The sequence below is a fragment of the Azoarcus sp. TTM-91 genome (genome assembly GCF_012911025.1).
Lineage (GTDB): Bacteria > Pseudomonadota > Gammaproteobacteria > Burkholderiales > Rhodocyclaceae > Azoarcus.
The window spans coordinates 1-16,587 of the sequence record NZ_WUEI01000097.1 but is presented as its reverse complement, the minus strand read 5'-3'; the positions used below and the strand labels follow the sequence as shown (position 1 = coordinate 16,587).

Genomic DNA, 16,587 nt, shown 5'->3' with positions numbered 1-16,587 from the left:
GCAATCCCCCCTCCTCCAATGGCCGACACCACCGAATTCTGGCGAGACCCCGCCCTGCCCCAAGTAGAGAGCCGGCGGGCCTGCCACAGCCGCGCTTGCTACCGCGCCCACAGCCACCCGAGTTTCTCCATTGGCGCAGTGGACGCAGGCCGCAGCCTGTTTACCGGCGCCCCGGGCGGCCCGGTGGAGCTTTGCGCCGGCACGCTGGTATTCGTGCCGCCTGGCCGGGTGCATGCCTGCAATCCGGCAAATACCGCCTGGAGTTATCAGATGCTGCATGTGGATGCACACTGGTGGCAGGCCGTACGCCAGGAAGCCGCCCTGCAGGACCTCGCCCCGCTCGGCGAGGAACCGGTACGGCTGCGCAGCTCTGCTGCCTCATACGGCCGCTTCTGCCGATTGAATGCCTTGCTTTTCTCCGACGCCGGTCGCCACGCCAAGGAGGCTGCACTGGTGGAATTCATCGGTGACTACGTCAGCGAGCAGGACGACCGCCTCCTCGAGCCTGCCGCGGCCACGCGAGAACGCCAGCGGCTACAGCCGGTTTTCAAGGCCTTGCAGGAGGAAGCGGTGGATGCCCTGTCGCTGGGCGAGCTGGCAGTGCTGGCCGGTATGAGCCGCTACCAGCTCATCCGCCGCTTCCGCGCGGCCAGCGGACTCACGCCACACGCCTGGCAGCTCAACGGACGCATCAACCAGGCCCGCGACCGCCTGCGCGCCGGCGAGGCCCTGGCCGACATCGCCCACCGCCTCGGCTTTGCCGACCAGAGCCACTTCCAGCGTATGTTCAAGGCCCACACCGGTGTCACCCCGGGCCGCTACCGTGGCTGAGGCTGGCCGCCTGTCGAACCGGCAGCGCAATTTCGTTCAATACACTGCTGCGGCCGGGCCGCAGACTGCGGCACCCAGCCCGCCCCGCAGAGCCGCCGTATGCAGCAATTCCTCATCGTCGCCGCAGCCCATTTCCTGGCGCTGCTCTCCCCCGGCCCGGATTTCTTCCTGATCGCCCGCAGCGCACTGGCCGCCGGCTGGCGCGTCGCCAGCGGCACCTGCCTTGGTATCGCACTGGCAAATGGCGTGTTCATCGTTGCCGCCTTTGCCGGGTTTGCGCTGCTTCAAGCCGGCAGCCCGCTTTTTCTCGGCCTCCAGGCGGTCGGCGCGCTCTACTTGCTCTACCTTGGCCAGCTGTTCCTGCGCCATGCCGGCGGGCAGGCGCTTACCCCCGCAACAGGCACGGCGCGGCCCGGTGGAAAAGAAAGCCGCCCCAGCTGGCACCATGCCTTGGGCAGCGGCTTTCTGTGCGGCATCCTGAACCCGAAGAACGCACTGTTCTACGCCAGCCTCGCCGCCATGCTGGCCGGTGGTCCGCACACCAGCCCGGCGTGGAAGCTGGCCTATGGCTGCTGGATGTTCAGCATCGTCCTGCTGTGGGACTTGCTGGTGGCGGCAGCGATAGGCAATCGCGCGGTCCTGCAGCGCTTTACAGATGCACTGCCCTGGCTGGAGCGGACCACCGGGATGATATTGATCCTGCTCGCGCTGGGAGTGATGGGCATGCTGGCCTTCGCTTGACGCGCAACGGCCGGCTCAGCCGCGCAGCGCCACCACTGCACGCGCCAGCGCCGCCACCGACAGCGGCGCACAGCCTTCGGACTTGTTGCTCAAGGTGATGAAGGCGTTCTGACCTGCCGCCACCGTACCGGCGATCACCCGCGCAAGCGCATTACGGGTGTCCAGGTCCTCATCCACCAGCTGGTCATAGGGCAGGTAAAGCCGCCGGGCCTTCTCATAGCCGAATGCCCCGTGTCGCGGGTTGAAATTCCAGCGGCACACCAAGGGCCCGGGCCATAGGGCGCGGAGGATGGGAAGCTGGTCGGTGATCGACGGCATCTTCGCGTGCAGGCCCATGCAATACGTGGCGCCGCCCTCCTTCAACGCCTGGGTGAAACGGGGCGTCAGCCACTGAGGATCCCGCACCTCCACCGCCAATACGCCGTCCGGCGCCCCGGTACGCAGGTCCGGAATGGTCGTCAACATCGCATGCAGACGGTCGATCAGTGGCTCCGTCTGCGTCAGCAGGCGCGCGGGCAGCGGGCTGATCTGGAAAACCAGCGCTCCCAGCTTGCGCCCCAGCCCTGCCAGCGCCGGCTCGACAAAATCCCGCAAGGCGCATTCGGGGGAAAGAAAGCCTGGATTCGGGCGCAGCCCCCGCCCAGCCTCATCCCTCAGCAAGGCATCGGTGATCCGGTTAGGCGCCTTGACGACAAAACGGAAATCCTCCGGCACCTGCTCCGCCATCGCAGCGAACTGCACCGCGCTTAAAGGCCGGTAGAAGGTCCGGTCCACGCCCACCGTGCGCAGCAAGGGATGGCGCGCGTAAGCCGCGAGCCCATGCCGGGACAAAGCCTCCCGGGGATAGTCCCGTTTCCACACCAGCCCGGCCCAGCCGGGGTAATGCCAGGAAGAGGTGCCGAAACGCAATCCCGCCGGCAATGAGCCAGCCAAGGCCTGGAGGGCAGGATCGAAATCCGCAGCGTCCACCAGCGCCATCGGCTGCTCGGCATCGGCAGGAAACAGCTGTTCTTGCATGGCTGGGGCGAGCGATGGATGAAAAAACGGGTAGCGCAAGCAAGTATGCCGCCCGCTCCAGATGGCACATGAAAATGCCGGCCCGATACAGCCCGGCCGGCATCTTTTCCCGCACCACCGGGGCAGCGGAGTGCCCGGTGAGACGGTGGTCACTCCCACTCGATCGTCGCCGGCGGCTTGCCGGAGATGTCATAGACAACCCGGTTGATACCCCGCACCTCATTGATGATGCGATTGCTCACTTTGCCCAGCAGGCTGTGTGGCAGTTCGGCCCAGTGGGCGGTCATGAAGTCCTGGGTCTGCACGGCGCGCAGGGCGACGACGTATTCATAGGTACGGCCATCGCCCATCACGCCCACGCTCTTCACCGGCAGGAAGACAGCGAAGGCCTGGCTGGTCTTGTCATACCAGTCGGCAGCGCGCAGCTCGTCGATGAAGATGGCATCGGCGCGGCGCAGCAGGTCGGCGAACTCCTTCTTGACCTCGCCGAGGATGCGTACCCCCAGGCCGGGGCCGGGGAAGGGATGGCGATAGACCATGTCGCGGGGCAGACCGAGGGCTACACCCAGCTCCCGTACCTCGTCCTTGAACAGTTCGCGCAGCGGCTCCAGCAGCTTCAAGTTCAGCGTCTCGGGCAGGCCACCGACGTTGTGGTGGCTCTTGATCGCATGCGCCTTGCCGGTCTTGCCGCCGGCAGACTCGATCACGTCCGGGTAGATGGTGCCCTGGGCCAGCCACTTCGCCTTCGGCAGCTTCTGCGCCTCGGCCTGGAAGACTTCGACGAACTCACGGCCAATGATCTTGCGCTTCTGCTCCGGATCGGACACTCCCTTCAGGTGGCCCATGAACTGCTCTGTGGCATTCACGTGGATCACCCGCACGCCAAGCGAGCGGCCGAAGGTTTCCATGACCTGCTCCGCCTCATTCAAGCGCAGCAGGCCATTGTCCACGAACACGCAGGTAAGCTGTTCGCCGATGGCCCGGTGCAGCAAGGCCGCCGCCACAGAGGAATCCACGCCGCCGGAGAGGCCGAGGATGACTTCCTCGTCACCCACTTGCTCACGGATCCTGGCCACCGCTTCGGCGATGTAGTCCGGCATGTTCCAGTCATGACCGCAGCCGCAGATGTCATGGACGAAGCGGGCAATCATCTCCTTGCCCTTGATGGTGTGGGTGACTTCCGGGTGGAACTGCACGCCGTAGAAGCCGCGTTCCTCGTCCGCCATCGCGGCCACCGGGCAGGATTCGTTGCTGCCGATCACCTTGAAGCCGGCAGGCAGCTCGGTGACCTTGTCGCCGTGGCTCATCCAAACGTCTAGCAGACCGTGGCCTTCGTCGTTGCTGCGGTCCTGGATGCCGCTGAACAGCTTGGAATGACCGCGGGCGCGGATCTCGGCGTAGCCGAACTCGCGCTTGGACGAACTCTCCACCTTGCCGCCCAGCTGTTCCGCCATGGTCTGCATGCCGTAGCAGATGCCGAGCACCGGCACACCCAGCTCGAATACGGCTTGCGGCGCACGCCAATCCACCGCGTCGTACACCGAGTTAGGGCCGCCGGACAAGATCACGCCGTGCGGCGCGAAGTCGCGGATGAACTGCTCGGAAACATCGTAGGGATGCAGTTCGCAATAGACCTGTTGCTCGCGCACACGACGCGCGATCAACTGGCTGACCTGGGAACCGAAATCGAGGATGAGGATTTTGTGGTGATTCATGCCGGGACGGGATCTAGCCTTGCGGCTCGCTGAAGTAGAAAGGCGCCCGGAGCAATACCGGGCGCCACGCAATCGGACCGGAAGCGAGCCCCCAGAGGCGCGCCCGGCGAGAAGAAATGCTCAATCCACGTGGTAGTTCGGCGCTTCCTTGGTGATCTGCACGTCGTGCACATGCGACTCGCGCACACCCGCCGAAGTGATTTCGACGAACTGGGCACGCTCGTGCATCGCCGCAATGCTCTCGCAGCCCACGTAGCCCATGGAAGCGCGCAGGCCGCCGACCAGCTGGTGGATCACTGCACCGACCGGCCCCTTGTAGGGCACACGACCTTCGATGCCTTCCGGCACCAGCTTCTCCACATTGGCCGAGCTGTCCTGGAAGTAGCGGTCCGCAGCGCCCTGCTGCATCGCGCCCAGCGAACCCATGCCGCGGTAAGCCTTGTAGGAACGGCCCTGGTAGAGCACGGTTTCGCCCGGTGATTCCTCGGTACCTGCGAACAGGCCGCCCAGCATCACCGCGTTGGCACCCGCCGAAATCGCCTTGGCAATGTCGCCGGAGAAGCGCACGCCGCCGTCACCGATCAGCGGCACGCCGCTATCTTTCAGCGCTGTGGCGACATTATCGATGGCGGTGATCTGCGGCACGCCCACGCCAGCCACGATACGGGTGGTGCAGATGGAACCGGGGCCGATACCGACCTTGACCGCATCCGCGCCGGCATCCACCAGCGCACGGGCGGCGTCGCCGGTAGCGATGTTGCCGCCGATCACTTCGACCTGCGGGAAGTTGCTCTTCACCCAGCGCACGCGGTCGAGCACACCCTGCGAGTGGCCGTGGGCGGTATCGACGATGATGACGTCCACCCCGGCTTCCGCCAGCAGTTCCGCGCGCTCCTCGGTACCGGCGCCAACGCCGATCGCCGCGCCGACGCGCAGGCGGCCTAGCTCATCCTTGGCGGCATCCGGGTGCTCGGTGGACTTCATCATGTCCTTCACGGTGATGAGGCCCCGCAAATCCCCGGCTTCGTTCACCACCAGCACCCGCTCCAGGCGATGCTTGTGCAGCAGCGCGCGGGCTTCGTCCAGGCTGGTGCCCTCCTTCACCGTCACCAGGCGGGACTGCGGCGTCATGATGGCCGACACCGGCTGATCCAGATTCGTTTCGAAGCGCAGATCGCGGTTGGTGACGATACCGACAACCTTTGTGCCTTCCAGCACCGGCAGGCCAGAGAAGCGGTGCTGACGGGTCAGCGTCACCACCTCGCGCACGCTCATCGTCGGCGGAATCGTGATCGGGTCCTTTAGCACACCCGACTCGAACCGCTTCACCTTCAGCACCTCTGCCGCCTGCTCCTTCGCCGACAGGTTCTTGTGCACGATGCCTAGCCCGCCTTCTTGCGCAAGCGCAATCGCCAGGCGGGCTTCGGTAACCGTGTCCATGGCGGCGGACAGCAGGGGGATGTTGATTTGAATGCGGCGCGTCAGTTGCGTACGCAGGCTGACATCGCGCGGGAGGACCGTGGAGTGGGCGGGCACGAGAAGGACGTCATCGAACGTCAGCGCCTTCTGGATCACTCGCATGGCTTCTATCCTTTCGACCAAATCCGTATTATACAGACCGCCCTCGCGCCGTGTAAGCGGCGTATTCCGGAGATTGCCGATGCTGCGCCCCGCCCTCCTCCTGATCGCCCTGCTTGCCGCATTTCCTGCTGCGGCCGAGATCTACAGCTGGCGTGACAAGGAAGGCCGCCTGCATTACTCCGACGTGCCTCCGCCCGATGGCGAGGTGAAAACGCTGCGCAATTCCCGCAGCACGTCTTCGCCCAGCACTCCCGAACCTGCTGCAGGTGAAACCACCGGCAGCGCCGCCGGCCAGGCGCCGGCAAACGTACCGCCGGGAACCGCGGGCACGTCCAATGCACCCAAGACCATGGCAGATCGCGAGCTCGAGTTCCGCCAGCGGCGGACGGCACAGGCCGAAGCTGAAGCCAAGGCAGAAAAGGAGCGCGCCGATGCCGCTCAACGCCAGCGGGCATGCGAGCAGGCACGCAGTCAGCTCGCCGCGCTGGAAAGCGGCCAGCGCATCGCCCGCTTCACCAATACCGGCGAGCGCGCCTTCCTGGACGACAGTTCCCGCATGAACGAGATCAACGAGGCCCGGACGCAGGTCGAACAGCTTTGCCGTTGATCGGGCGCTCGTAGCCTGCCAACTGCCAAGGCGGAATTGTTCAGCGCTGCCGGCCCCGCAGGAGACGACCTCGTCCAGCCGACCCGCGACAGCCCCGAGCCAACACGGAAAGCATCAAGGCCAAGGCAGGCCGCCCGGCGCCGCCTCACTCCTCGGCAGCCGGTGCGCCCTTGCGGCGCCCCTTCTTCACCGCCTTGCCCTCGTCTGCACGCTGTCTGCGCACAGCCTTAGGGTCGGCGATCAAAGGACGGTAGATCTCCACCCGGTCCTTGTCGCGCAACACGGCATCGCCCTTCACCAGGCGCGCGAAGACTCCCAATTTGTTGGCGCCATCAAGGTCGATCTCCGGATGCTTTTGCAACAGTCCGGAAGCCTCGACCGCTTCGCGGGCGGTGGCACCCGCCGGAAGACGGAGTTTGATCAGTTCCTGCCGCTGCGGCAGCGCATAGACGACCTGGACGTCTATCGCGTCGCTCATGCTCAGCCCTTTTGATAAACCTGCGCAGCGCGCTTCACGAAGGAGTCAACGAAGGTGTTGGCGATGTGGTTGAAGACCGGCCCCAGCGCCTTCTCGAACAGCTTGTTGGAAAACTGGTAGCGCAGCTGGAACTCGACCTTGCAGGCGGTCTCCCCCAGCGCGGTGAAGCGCCAGGTACCGTCCAGATGGGTGAACGGGCCTTCCTTGAGGCGGATCAGCATCTCATGGGGAAAACGCTTGTCGTTCTCGGTGCTGAAGTGCGCCTTGATGCCGTGATAGCTGATGTGCAGCGTGGCGGCGGTCAGCGTTTCGGTGCGCTGGTGCACATCGGCACCGCCGCACCAGGGCAGGAACTGGGGATAGTCTTCGCAGCGATCCACCAGCTCGAACATCTGCGCGGGGGTGAACTCGATCAGGACGAGCTTGTTGACTTCGGCCATAGGTCGGGGGAACGGGCGCGTCGCCGAACTGCTAAAATGGTCGATTCTACCGCAAGCCGGGCGTGCCGCCCGCATCCGCCGGCCACCCCGGCGGGAAACGCAGCCGGATTCCGCACACCATGAGCATCATCGACAACCGCAAGGCTTATCACGACTACTTCATCGAGGAAAAATACGAGGCCGGCCTCGTGCTCGAAGGCTGGGAAGTGAAGGCGATCCGGGCCGGGCGGGCGAACATCAAGGAAGCCTACATCATCGTCCGCGGCGAGGAGATCTTCATCCTCGGCATGCACATCACGCCGCTGACCAGCGCCTCCACCCACATCCGCACCGACCCCACCCGCACCCGCAAGTTGCTGCTGCATGCGGGCGAGATCGCCAAGCTGATCGGCAAGGTGGAGCGCGCCGGCTTCACCCTGGTGCCGCTGGACCTGCATTACAGCAAGGGCCGGGTGAAGGCGGAGATCGGCCTGGCAAAAGGCAAGAAACAGTACGACAAGCGGGAAGACGAGAAGAAGCGCGATTGGGATCGCGAAAAGGCGCGGCTGATGCGGGTAAAGGCCTAAGCGCCTTCCCTGCGCTCCAGACCACCTCCTTCACGGCTCCCCCTGGCCTGGCGGCCCACCCCAGGAGTTCCCGGCGCACACGCCTGACTGTTGGCCCGGGAGGTTCGCGGCAACCGGCAATCTCCGCCAGCCGGACGGCTTGCCTCCATCTTCGATGCCATTGCCGTTAAGCTTCCGGGCTTGTCCCCAGGAGCCTCACATGAGCTTTCTCGTCGCTGGCCTGTTGCTTTTCCTCGGCACCCACCTCATCCGCGTATTCGCCACCAGTTGGCGCAGCGAGCAGATCGCACGCATGGGGCCACGCGCCTGGCGGGGGCTTTACTCTGCCTTCGCCCTGCTGGGCTTCGCCCTCATCATCTGGGGATACGGTGAAGCACGGCTGGTGCCGACCGTGCTGTGGGTGCCGCCGGTATGGACCCGCCACCTCGCCGCCCTGCTGACACTGCCCGCCTTCATCCTGCTGGTGGCCGCCTATGTGCCAGGCAGCAGGATCAAGGCCGCCATCGGCCATCCCATGGTCGCAGGCACGAAACTGTGGGCGCTCTCGCACCTGCTGGCCAACGGCAATCTGGCTGATGTGCTGCTGTTCGGCGGCTTCCTCTCCTGGGCGGTCGTGGTGTTCGCCGCCGCTCGCCGGCGGGACAGGGAAGCCGGTGTGCGCTACCCGGTCGGGCCACCGAGCCGCGACGCAATCGTAATGATTGGCGGCATCGTCGCCTGGGCAGTGTTCGCCCGCTTCCTGCATGGGCCGCTGATCGGCGTGCAACCCTTCTGACGCAACCAGTATTCAGGAACTGCAGGACAGCATGGAACATCCCGCCCGCTGGCGCGCCCAATCCGGCCGCTTCCCTGCATAGGCCGCCCGGCCCGGCTGCTCCTCGTAGGGGTGGCGCATGACCTCCAGCAACTCCTCGACCGGTTTCAGGTCGCCCGCCTCGGCCGCGTCTATGGCCTGCTGCGCCAGGTAGTTGCGCATCACGTAGCAGGGGTTGGCGGCATTCATGCGGGCGCGGCGCGCATCCGGGTCCAGGCCCTCGCTACGGACCTGCCCGGCGTAGTCCTGCAGCCACGCGTGGAACTCCTCCGCGGTGCTCTGGCGCTTGTCCTCGTCGTAGAACACCTCGGCAAACAGGGCCGTAGCCGGCGCGAGGGGATCGAGGTCGGCGAGGCGGCGGAAGAACAGAGTCATGTCCATGTCCGCTCTCACCATCAGCGAATGCAGGGCATTGACGCCGGCGAGGTCGGCCTCCCGCAGTTGCGCCAACCCGAGCTTGTCGGCGGTCATCCGGCGGCTCTCCACGTCATAGACTTCGGCATAGGCCGCGAGCGCTGCCTGCAGCGGCTCGGCCGCGCCGACGGCGGGATAGATGGCATTGGCCAGCTGCGCCAGGTTCCAGTGGGCGATGCGCGGCTGGTGGCCGAAGCGGTAGCGGCGACCGGCGGCGTCGGTGGTGTTCGGTGTCCAGCCGGGGTCGAAATTGTCCACCCAGCCGTAGGGGCCGTAGTCGATGGTGAGGCCGAGGATGGACATGTTGTCGGTGTTCATCACGCCATGCACGAAGCCCACCCGCATCCAGTGCGCCACCATCAGCGCGGTCCGCTCGCACACCTCCCGGAACCAGCGGATGCGTCTGTCCTTGCCACTGCCGCCGAGCTCGGGGAAATCACGCTCTATGGTGAAGTCGATCAGCTTTTCCAGCAGTTCCTGGTCGCCGCGCGAGGCGAATATCTCGAAATTGCCGAAGCGGATGAAGGATGGCGCCACGCGGCAGACCACCGCACCCGGCTCGACCTTGGGGTTGCCGTCGTAGAACATGTCGCGCATCACCTGCTCGCCGGTGCCGACCAGGCACAGCGCGCGGGTGGTAGGAACGCCCAAGTGATGCATCGCTTCGCTGCAGAGGAACTCGCGGATGGAGGAGCGCAGCACTGCACGCCCATCGGCCCGGCGGGAGTACGGCGTGGGGCCGGCGCCCTTCAGTTGCAGCTCCCAGCGCTCGCCACGCTGGTTGATGGTCTCGCCCAGGGTGATCGCACGGCCATCGCCCAGCTGCCCGGCCCAGTTGCCGAACTGGTGGCCGCCATAGCAGGCGGCATAGGGTTCCATGCCCTCCAGCAGCGCGTTGCCGCCGAAGACTTCGGCGAAGCCCTCGGAGCGGACACCCTCCAGCTCCAGATCCAGCAACGCCGCCACCTCGCGCGACCAGGCCAGCAGGCGCGGCGCGGCCACCGGCGTGGGCAACACCCGCGAATAGCAGGCGCCGTGAACCTGGCGCAGCCGGGGGCCGGTTTCCGGATCTCCGGGCAGTTCACGGACGAAGCGGTTATCGAAAGTCAGGTTTCTCATCTGTCGGGGTTCCGTTGCGGAATGTTGTCGTTGTCGGCTTCGCCACAGGTGAGAGCGGCGGCCGGCTGCTTGGTTCTTTGAGCTACGCGCAGAACAGCAAGGAGCAGGCCAGCGCCGCCTGGGAGCGTCGCGGAAGAGGAAGCTCAGCCGCGGCGGGGATCGAAGGCGTCGCGCACCACGTCGGCGAACAGGTTGGCCGCCAGCACCAGCAGGAACATGAAAACGAAGGCGGCCGACAGGGACCACCACACCATGGGCTCGCGCGCCAGTTCGGCGCGCGCCATGTTGATCATGGTGCCAAAGCTGATGGTGCTGGGATCCACGCCGACGCCGACGTAGGACAGCACCGCCTCCGCCAGCACCAGCCCGGAGAAATCCATCACCAGCGTGATCAGCACGATGTGCATGACGTTGGGCAGGATGTGGCGGCGCAGGATGGCCGGCGTGCCGACGCCGAAGGCGCGCGCCGCCTGCACATAGTCCAGCTCGCGCAGCTTCAGCGTCTCGCCGCGCAGCAACCGGCACAGGCCGGTCCAGGAGGTGATGCCGAGGATCACGCACAGCGCCAGCAAGCGGGCGTCGGAGCGCTCCGCCGCGGTGGCGAACCAATCGGGGTGGGTGTCTATCACCACCTGCATCATCAGCACGGAGGCGGCGATCAGCAGCACGCTTGGCACCGCGCTGAGCACGGTGTAGATGTACTGCACCACATCGTCCACCCAGCCGCCCAAATAGCCCGCAGCAATGCCGAGGGCGACGGCGAAAGGCAGCATGACCAGGGTGGTGATGGTGCCGATGACCAAGGCGGTGCGCACGCTCTTCAGCGCGAGGTAGAGCACGTCCTGCCCTACCTTGTCGGTACCCAGTACGTGGTAGTAGGGCGCGAGTACCACCGCCAGCGCGCAGACGGACGCCAGCCCGGCAAACGTCAGCAGCGCCGCCCGCCAGGCCAGCACCGCCCTGCCGCGCAGCACGTCTGCCGCCGCAGGCACGAAGCCGCTGCGGCGCGCCCGCGCCACCAGCGCGGCAATCAGCAGGAAGCCCGCGAATACCGCCAGCGCCATGCCGCCCGCAGCCGGCAGGGCGCGGCGGGCGATATCGCCCGCGGTCTGGGCCGGCGGATCCTCCAGATGAGCAGCGCCGTGCACCAGCCGCGGATACATCCTCGCCTGCCCGCCCTCCGGCAGTTCCACCGTTTCCTTCTGGTAGAGCGTGGCGGCGAAGGGCGCGGAATAGGTCTTCTCGGTGCGCAGCCGCAGCCCCTCGAGCAGGCCATCGAGCACGCTGAGCACCTCGGCCGAATAGACCTTCCCGCCCTGGGCATCGCCGGCAGCCGGCAACTGCGGACGGTAATGCAGGCTGTCCAGCAGGCCGACGACGACGAAGGCCAGCAGGATCACCGCCGACACCATGCCGGACGGCCGCCGCCCCACTTTGCGCCAAGCCTCCCGCAGCGGCGGGCTGCGGCGGACGTGGAAGGCGGACAGCAGCGCAACAGCCAGCAGCACGAACAGCAGGAGATCGGTCCATAGCAGGACGGGCTGGAAATCCATGTGCTAACCCAGCCTCACCCGTGGATCGACCAGCGTGTAAGAGATGTCGGTGAGGATCAGGCCGACGATGTACAGCACCGAACCGATGAACACCATGGAACGCACCACCGCGAAGTCCTGCGCGCGGATGGCGTCTATGGTGTAGCTGCCCAGCCCAGGCACGGCAAAGAAGGATTCGACCAGCAGCGAGCCCATGAACAGCAGCGGAATGACCACTACCACCCCGGTCAGGATGGGAATCATCGCGTTCTTCAGCACGTGGCGGAACAGCACCCGCAGCTCGGACAAACCCTTGGCGCGCGCGGTACGCACGTAGTCGCGGGCGATTTCCTCAAGGAAGATGCTGCGGTACCAGCGCGCGCTGGCGCCCATGCCGGCGACCACGCTGATCAGCACCGGCAACACCAGGAAGCGCGCCGCGTCCAGCCCCGGCGCATAGCCGGAGATGGGCACCAGCGCCCACAGCTTGGACACCAGCCACTGCCCGCCGATGATGTAGAACATGCCGGAGATGGACATCATCACCACGCAGGCGATAACGCCCCAGGTATCCAGGTAGGTCGCGCGGAAGAACACCAGCAGCAGCGAGAAGACGATGGCCGCCGCCAGGCCGAGGACGAAGGTGGGCAGCGCGATCGCCAGCGACGGCCCCATGCGGTCGCGGATCTCGCGGCCGATGTCGCGGCCGTCGTCGGCGCTGCCGAAGTCGAAGGCGAACATGCGCAGCGACTTGTCGAAGAAGATGGTGTCCGTGAGGTGTTGCACGCCCCTGGCTTCAGCATTGAAGAACAACGGCCTGTCGTAGCCGCGCTCCACCTTCCAGCGCTCGATGGCCTCCGGCGTGGCCCGCTTGACGCCGATCTGCATGCGGGCGATGTCGTCCGGCGAATTCACCACGAAGAACAGCAGGAAGGTGAGCAGATTCACCCCGATCAGGATGGGAATGGCGTAGAACAGGCGGCGGACGATGTAGGCGAGCATCTCCCCTTTCCTCTCAGGCCGTCGCCCGTTCCCGCCGGCGCCAATGCAGCGCCGCCGGCATGATCAGCACCGCCGCCAGCAAACCGAACAGCGCGATCGGCCACAACACCGGCCGGTTCCACTCCGCCCGCGCCGCCTCGCGCTGGGCAAGGTCGATACGCTGGTACTTGAGGCCATTGCGGGCAATGTTGCCCGGCTTGCGGTTGTACACCCAGCCGTGCTGCAGCGAGTAGGTCTTGGGGTGGAAGCCGAACAGCCAGGGCGAGTCGTACTGCAGGATGGCGATCATGCGGTCGATGATCGCCTGGCGCTGCGGGCCATCGGGCATGGACTTCATGCGCTCGAACAGCCTGTCGTACTCCGGGTTCTGGTAGTTGGAGGCGTTCTGCCCCTGGTATTTCACCTTGCCCTGCGGCCCGTAGAGCAGGAACAGCATGTTCTCCGGGTCGGGGTAGTCCGCGTTCCAGCCGAAGAAGAACAGCTGGCCATTGCCCAGCCGCATCTTGTCCTGGAAGCGGTTCCAGTCGGTCGGGCGCACGACGAACTGCACGCCCAGCTCGCGGAATTGCTTGGCCAGCCAGTCCGAGCGCGACTTGTCGCCGAGGCCGGTGGGCGTGGTGTCCAGATTGATGATCAGCGGCTCACCGGTGCGCGCATCCCGGCCGTTCGGATAGCCAGCCTCCGCCAGCAGCTGGCGCGCACGCTCGAAGCCGCGCCGCACCGGCCTGCCATCGCGCCATTCATAGACCACCGGATTGATGCCCGCCTCGCCCTCCCGCGCACCGAACAGCCCAGGCGGAATCGGGTGCATCGCGCTGACGCCGCGGCCGTTCTGGAAGATGGAGACGAACTCTTCCATGTCCAGCGCCACCGAGATCGCCTGCCGCAGCTTGCGCGCCCGCTCGCGGCCGGCGGCGGTGTCGCCGCCGCCCACCAGCGGATCCAGCATGTTGAAGCCCATGTAGAAAATGGAAGGCGACACCGAGGTGTTGAGGCGGATGCCGCGCTCGGCCATCTCGTCCGACAGGCCGACTTCGCCCTGGCTGGTCAGCGTCACCGCCTGGTCGAAGTTGTCGGAGGAAACGCCGGAGGCGTCGTAATAACCCTGCAGGAACTTGTTCCACAGCGGAATTCCCTCGCGCTCACGGGAGAACACCACCTCGTCGATGAAGGGAATGGGCTTACCGCAATCCGCCAGCAATCCGGCCTCGGCATCGCTCTTCTCCCCCTCGCAGGGATAGCGCTCGCCACGGAAATTGGGGTTGCGCGCCAACACCATGCGGGCGTTGGGATTGTTCTCCGACAGCATGTAGGGGCCGGTTCCCACCGGCCACCAGTCCAGCGTCAGGTTGCGCTCGGCCATGCCCGGCTGGCCGAAGAAGCGGTCGGCCTCGGGCGGCACCGGCGAGAAGAAGGGCATGGTGAGCCAATACAGGAACTGGGGATAAGCGCCCTGCAGGGTGATGCGGTAAGTGTACTTATCCACCACCTCCACGCCCGGCAGCTCGTAGCGGGTCAGATCCAGCCAGCCCGGCTCTTTCTTGGCCGCCTCAGCGAGTTGGGCCTGCAGCGTCTTCAGGCCGGGGATGTACTCCGCCATCAGCTCGAAGATGGGCGAATGCAGGCGGGGGTGAGCGAGACGCTTGATCTGGTGGACGAAATCCGCCGCCTCCAGCTCGCGGGTACCGGTTTCGGCGAAATCGCCGAGGTCGCGGGTGCCGGCCAGGTCCTTACCGCTCAGCGCCAGGTAGCGCGGCCTGCCCTCCCCGTCACGGGCGAAAGCCGGATGCGGCTGGTAGAGCACGCCCTCGCGGATGCGGATCTCGTAGACGCTCTTCGCCACCCGGGAAGCGTCGGCAGTGGCGGGCAGCTCGCGGCCATTCTCGTCATAGCGCCGCAGGGTCGGCATTTCCGCCGCCGAGCCTGGCTCCAGCACGTAGGGCCGCTTCAGGTAGTGGTACTGCAGCGGCGGCTCGACGATCTGGTAGAGGAAGGTCGCCTCATCCTCGGAATAGGACTGCACCGGGTCCAGATGCTTCGGCCGCTCGCTGAAGGCGGTGTAGAGGATGTTGCGGCCGCGCTCGCCGGCCGGGTAGGGATCGTTCCATACCGGCCCGCAGCCGGAGAGCACAACCACCGCCGCCATGCAGGCGGCGGCACGGGCCAGGAAGGAATGGGGCTGCGGGCGGCTCATCGGCAGCGAGTGTATTCGCTGCTGCCGCTCAAGTCAGTATGAAATCCTTGTTCGGCTCATGGGCCGGCGCTGGCGTCTCGCCCAGCATTTCGCGCAGGCTGGAGTCGATGCCGGCGGCCATCGCATCCAATGCCAGATCGTTGGGCGCCAGGCCGAAAGGCTCTTCGATCTCGTCACTCAGGGCCTCAAGCGCGAAGAAGGTGTAGGAGACGAAGGCCACCACCACCGGCGTCATCATGCCGATGCCGTCCACAAGGCCGAAGGGCAGCATCATGCAGTAGAGGTAGATGGTGCGATGCAAAATGACCGAGTAGGTGAAAGGCAGCGGGGTGCTGGCGATGCGCTCGCAACCGCCGATCACCTCGGACAGGCCGGACAAGGGCACATCCATGCGCTGGGCGAGCATCGGGTCCAACTCGCCATGCTCGCAGCGCTCCCGAATCCAGCTGCCCAGCCACAGCAGGATGACGATGGGCGCGAAACGCGCCTTCACCATCCGCTCCATCACCGGCTGCGGCAGCAGGCCTTCGATCTCGTCGCTGCGCGGACGGCCGCGCAACTGGTTGCGGCTGGCGTAGGCAAAGGCGATCAGCCCGAGCACGAAGGGCCGCGCATTCACGCTGGCGCGCGGAAAGGTGATGGCCTGCCGCGCCAGGGTGCGCGACTCCACCAGCAGGCGGCCCCAGAGCTTGCGCCCTTCCCAATAGCGGTCGTAGCTGGAGTTGTTGCGGAAACCGAGGAAGATGGCGAGCGCCACGCCCATCAGCGAGAACGGCGCGGAAGTCAGCGTGACCTTCCAGTGGAAGAGCTGGCCGTGCATCAGCACCACGCCACAGGCGAGCAGCGTGGTGAAGAGCAGTTGCGGCAGGATGCGGGGAAGAATGGAACCTCTACGGACGAACAGCAGGTGCAGCCAATGGGGACGCGGGCGGATGATCACGGCAGTGGGGTCTGAATGGGGGCGAGAACTGGAAGAGTTATGAGCGCAGCCTGCTCTCTGGGGCAGGACAAAAACCCGGCTGGCGACGCGGCTTGAGATTTTGGCAGGTTTTATTCCGCACCGCAGCAAAGCACACGTATCAAGGAGAAAGCGGCGGCAGTAGATTTCGCTATAATTCGCGGTTCTGTCATTCGGAGTTTGGATTCCATGGGCTTTCTCGCCGGCAAACGCATTCTCATCACCGGGCTGCTCAGCAATCGCTCGATTGCCTACGGCATTGCCAAGGCCATGCACCGCGAGGGCGCCGAGCTAGCATTTACCTACCAGAACGAACGCTTCCAGGAACGTGTGGCCAAGATGGCCGCCGACTTCGGCAGCACGCTGCTGTTCCCCTGCGACGTGCAGGACGATGATCAGATCACCGGCCTGTTCGAACAGCTCGGTCAGGTGTGGGACGGCCTCGACAGCCTGGTGCACTCGATTGCCTACGCCCCCAGCGAAGCACTGGAAGGCGACTTCCTCGACGGCTTCTCGCGCGAAGCCTTCCGCATCTCCCAGGACGTGAGCGCCTACAGCTTCCCCGCCCTGGTCAAGGC

General features: G+C 65.8%; 16 protein-coding genes. 6 read left to right on the top strand and 10 right to left on the bottom strand.

The window, feature by feature from the left end; translation table 11 throughout:
- Both GRF61_RS19235 and GRF61_RS19230 read left to right on the top strand, forming a co-directional pair.
- Nucleotides 1-831 (top strand): AraC family transcriptional regulator (locus GRF61_RS19235; RefSeq protein ID WP_348982441.1); only part of this gene is annotated, 831 nt, incomplete at its 5' end.
- Between the two features lie 99 nt (nucleotides 832-930).
- Nucleotides 931-1,572, top strand: a complete 642-nt coding sequence (locus GRF61_RS19230; RefSeq protein ID WP_169152241.1) for a LysE family translocator — start codon at nucleotides 931-933, stop codon at nucleotides 1,570-1,572.
- 15 nt (nucleotides 1,573-1,587) lie between these two features.
- Here GRF61_RS19230 and GRF61_RS19225 read toward each other — a convergent pair whose 3' ends face one another.
- The 3 genes from GRF61_RS19225 to guaB all read right to left on the bottom strand — a co-directional run bounded on the left by GRF61_RS19225 (nucleotide 1,588) and on the right by guaB (nucleotide 5,885).
- Nucleotides 1,588-2,589 carry a DUF72 domain-containing protein gene (locus tag GRF61_RS19225; RefSeq protein ID WP_169152240.1) on the bottom strand — a complete coding sequence of 334 codons (1,002 nt, stop codon included), beginning with the start codon at nucleotides 2,587-2,589 and terminating at the stop codon, nucleotides 1,588-1,590.
- 149 nt (nucleotides 2,590-2,738) lie between these two features.
- The gene (gene guaA, locus GRF61_RS19220) at nucleotides 2,739-4,304 is read right to left on the bottom strand and encodes a glutamine-hydrolyzing GMP synthase (RefSeq protein WP_169152239.1); all 1,566 of its coding nucleotides are present in this window, start codon (nucleotides 4,302-4,304) and stop codon (nucleotides 2,739-2,741) included.
- 120 nt (nucleotides 4,305-4,424) lie between these two features.
- The gene (guaB, locus tag GRF61_RS19215) at nucleotides 4,425-5,885 is read right to left on the bottom strand and encodes an IMP dehydrogenase (protein WP_169152238.1); all 1,461 of its coding nucleotides are present in this window, start codon (nucleotides 5,883-5,885) and stop codon (nucleotides 4,425-4,427) included.
- Between the two features lie 79 nt (nucleotides 5,886-5,964).
- Between guaB and GRF61_RS19210 the strand changes: the two genes are divergently transcribed.
- Nucleotides 5,965-6,492: a DUF4124 domain-containing protein gene (locus GRF61_RS19210; RefSeq protein ID WP_169152237.1), complete on the top strand. Its 528-nt coding sequence runs from the start codon at nucleotides 5,965-5,967 to the stop codon at nucleotides 6,490-6,492.
- A gap of 145 nt (nucleotides 6,493-6,637) precedes the next feature.
- Here the strand turns inward: GRF61_RS19210 and GRF61_RS19205 are convergent, their stop codons facing one another.
- Together GRF61_RS19205 and GRF61_RS19200 are read right to left on the bottom strand one after the other, a co-directional pair.
- Nucleotides 6,638-6,970, bottom strand: a complete 333-nt coding sequence (locus GRF61_RS19205; RefSeq protein ID WP_169152236.1) for an RnfH family protein — start codon at nucleotides 6,968-6,970, stop codon at nucleotides 6,638-6,640.
- 2 nt (nucleotides 6,971-6,972) lie between these two features.
- Nucleotides 6,973-7,410 carry a type II toxin-antitoxin system RatA family toxin gene (locus GRF61_RS19200; protein ID WP_169152235.1) on the bottom strand — a complete coding sequence of 146 codons (438 nt, stop codon included), beginning with the start codon at nucleotides 7,408-7,410 and terminating at the stop codon, nucleotides 6,973-6,975.
- 119 nt (nucleotides 7,411-7,529) lie between these two features.
- Here GRF61_RS19200 and smpB point away from each other — a divergent pair, with 119 nt between their 5' ends.
- Together smpB and GRF61_RS19190 are read left to right on the top strand one after the other, a co-directional pair.
- Nucleotides 7,530-7,976 (top strand): SsrA-binding protein SmpB, encoded by a 447-nt coding sequence (smpB, locus tag GRF61_RS19195; protein WP_169152234.1) that lies wholly within the window; start codon nucleotides 7,530-7,532, stop codon nucleotides 7,974-7,976.
- A 199-nt stretch (nucleotides 7,977-8,175) separates the two neighbouring features.
- On the top strand, nucleotides 8,176-8,751 hold the full coding sequence (locus GRF61_RS19190) for an NnrU family protein (RefSeq protein WP_169152233.1): 576 nt from the start codon (nucleotides 8,176-8,178) through the stop codon (nucleotides 8,749-8,751).
- 12 nt (nucleotides 8,752-8,763) lie between these two features.
- Here the strand turns inward: GRF61_RS19190 and GRF61_RS19185 are convergent, their stop codons facing one another.
- The 5 genes from GRF61_RS19185 to GRF61_RS19165 form a co-directional block, all read right to left on the bottom strand.
- The gene (locus GRF61_RS19185; RefSeq protein WP_169152232.1) at nucleotides 8,764-10,323 is read right to left on the bottom strand and encodes a protein adenylyltransferase SelO; all 1,560 of its coding nucleotides are present in this window, start codon (nucleotides 10,321-10,323) and stop codon (nucleotides 8,764-8,766) included.
- A 143-nt stretch (nucleotides 10,324-10,466) separates the two neighbouring features.
- Nucleotides 10,467-11,876 carry an ABC transporter permease gene (locus tag GRF61_RS19180; RefSeq protein ID WP_169152231.1) on the bottom strand — a complete coding sequence of 470 codons (1,410 nt, stop codon included), beginning with the start codon at nucleotides 11,874-11,876 and terminating at the stop codon, nucleotides 10,467-10,469.
- A gap of 3 nt (nucleotides 11,877-11,879) precedes the next feature.
- Complete coding sequence (locus GRF61_RS19175) at nucleotides 11,880-12,857, bottom strand: ABC transporter permease (RefSeq protein ID WP_169152230.1); 978 nt, start codon at nucleotides 12,855-12,857, stop codon at nucleotides 11,880-11,882.
- Nucleotides 12,858-12,870: 13 nt separating this feature from the next.
- Nucleotides 12,871-15,003 carry an ABC transporter substrate-binding protein gene (locus GRF61_RS19170; protein WP_248281339.1) on the bottom strand — a complete coding sequence of 711 codons (2,133 nt, stop codon included), beginning with the start codon at nucleotides 15,001-15,003 and terminating at the stop codon, nucleotides 12,871-12,873.
- A 76-nt stretch (nucleotides 15,004-15,079) separates the two neighbouring features.
- Nucleotides 15,080-15,991 carry a bestrophin family ion channel gene (locus GRF61_RS19165; RefSeq protein ID WP_169152228.1) on the bottom strand — a complete coding sequence of 304 codons (912 nt, stop codon included), beginning with the start codon at nucleotides 15,989-15,991 and terminating at the stop codon, nucleotides 15,080-15,082.
- Between the two features lie 207 nt (nucleotides 15,992-16,198).
- Between GRF61_RS19165 and GRF61_RS19160 the strand changes: the two genes are divergently transcribed.
- The coding region (locus GRF61_RS19160; protein WP_169152227.1) for an SDR family oxidoreductase at nucleotides 16,199-16,587 on the top strand (389 nt) is incomplete at its 3' end.

Bases quoted from the DNA above. Each gene is read 5' to 3' on its own strand.
- GRF61_RS19180 (WP_169152231.1), bottom strand. From the start codon at position 11,876: ATGGATTTCCAGCCCGTCCTGCTATGGACCGATCTCCTGCTGTTCGTG.
- GRF61_RS19210 (WP_169152237.1), top strand. From the start codon at position 5,965: ATGCTGCGCCCCGCCCTCCTCCTGATCGCCCTGCTTGCCGCATTTCCT.
- GRF61_RS19230 (WP_169152241.1), top strand. From the start codon at position 931: ATGCAGCAATTCCTCATCGTCGCCGCAGCCCATTTCCTGGCGCTGCTC.
- GRF61_RS19185 (WP_169152232.1), bottom strand. From the start codon at position 10,323: ATGAGAAACCTGACTTTCGATAACCGCTTCGTCCGTGAACTGCCCGGA.
- GRF61_RS19175 (WP_169152230.1), bottom strand. From the start codon at position 12,857: ATGCTCGCCTACATCGTCCGCCGCCTGTTCTACGCCATTCCCATCCTG.
- GRF61_RS19225 (WP_169152240.1), bottom strand. From the start codon at position 2,589: ATGCAAGAACAGCTGTTTCCTGCCGATGCCGAGCAGCCGATGGCGCTG.
- GRF61_RS19190 (WP_169152233.1), top strand. From the start codon at position 8,176: ATGAGCTTTCTCGTCGCTGGCCTGTTGCTTTTCCTCGGCACCCACCTC.
- smpB (WP_169152234.1), top strand. From the start codon at position 7,530: ATGAGCATCATCGACAACCGCAAGGCTTATCACGACTACTTCATCGAG.
- guaA (WP_169152239.1), bottom strand. From the start codon at position 4,304: ATGAATCACCACAAAATCCTCATCCTCGATTTCGGTTCCCAGGTCAGC.
- GRF61_RS19170 (WP_248281339.1), bottom strand. From the start codon at position 15,003: ATGGCGGCGGTGGTTGTGCTCTCCGGCTGCGGGCCGGTATGGAACGAT.
- guaB (WP_169152238.1), bottom strand. From the start codon at position 5,885: ATGCGAGTGATCCAGAAGGCGCTGACGTTCGATGACGTCCTTCTCGTG.
- GRF61_RS19205 (WP_169152236.1), bottom strand. From the start codon at position 6,970: ATGAGCGACGCGATAGACGTCCAGGTCGTCTATGCGCTGCCGCAGCGG.
- GRF61_RS19200 (WP_169152235.1), bottom strand. From the start codon at position 7,410: ATGGCCGAAGTCAACAAGCTCGTCCTGATCGAGTTCACCCCCGCGCAG.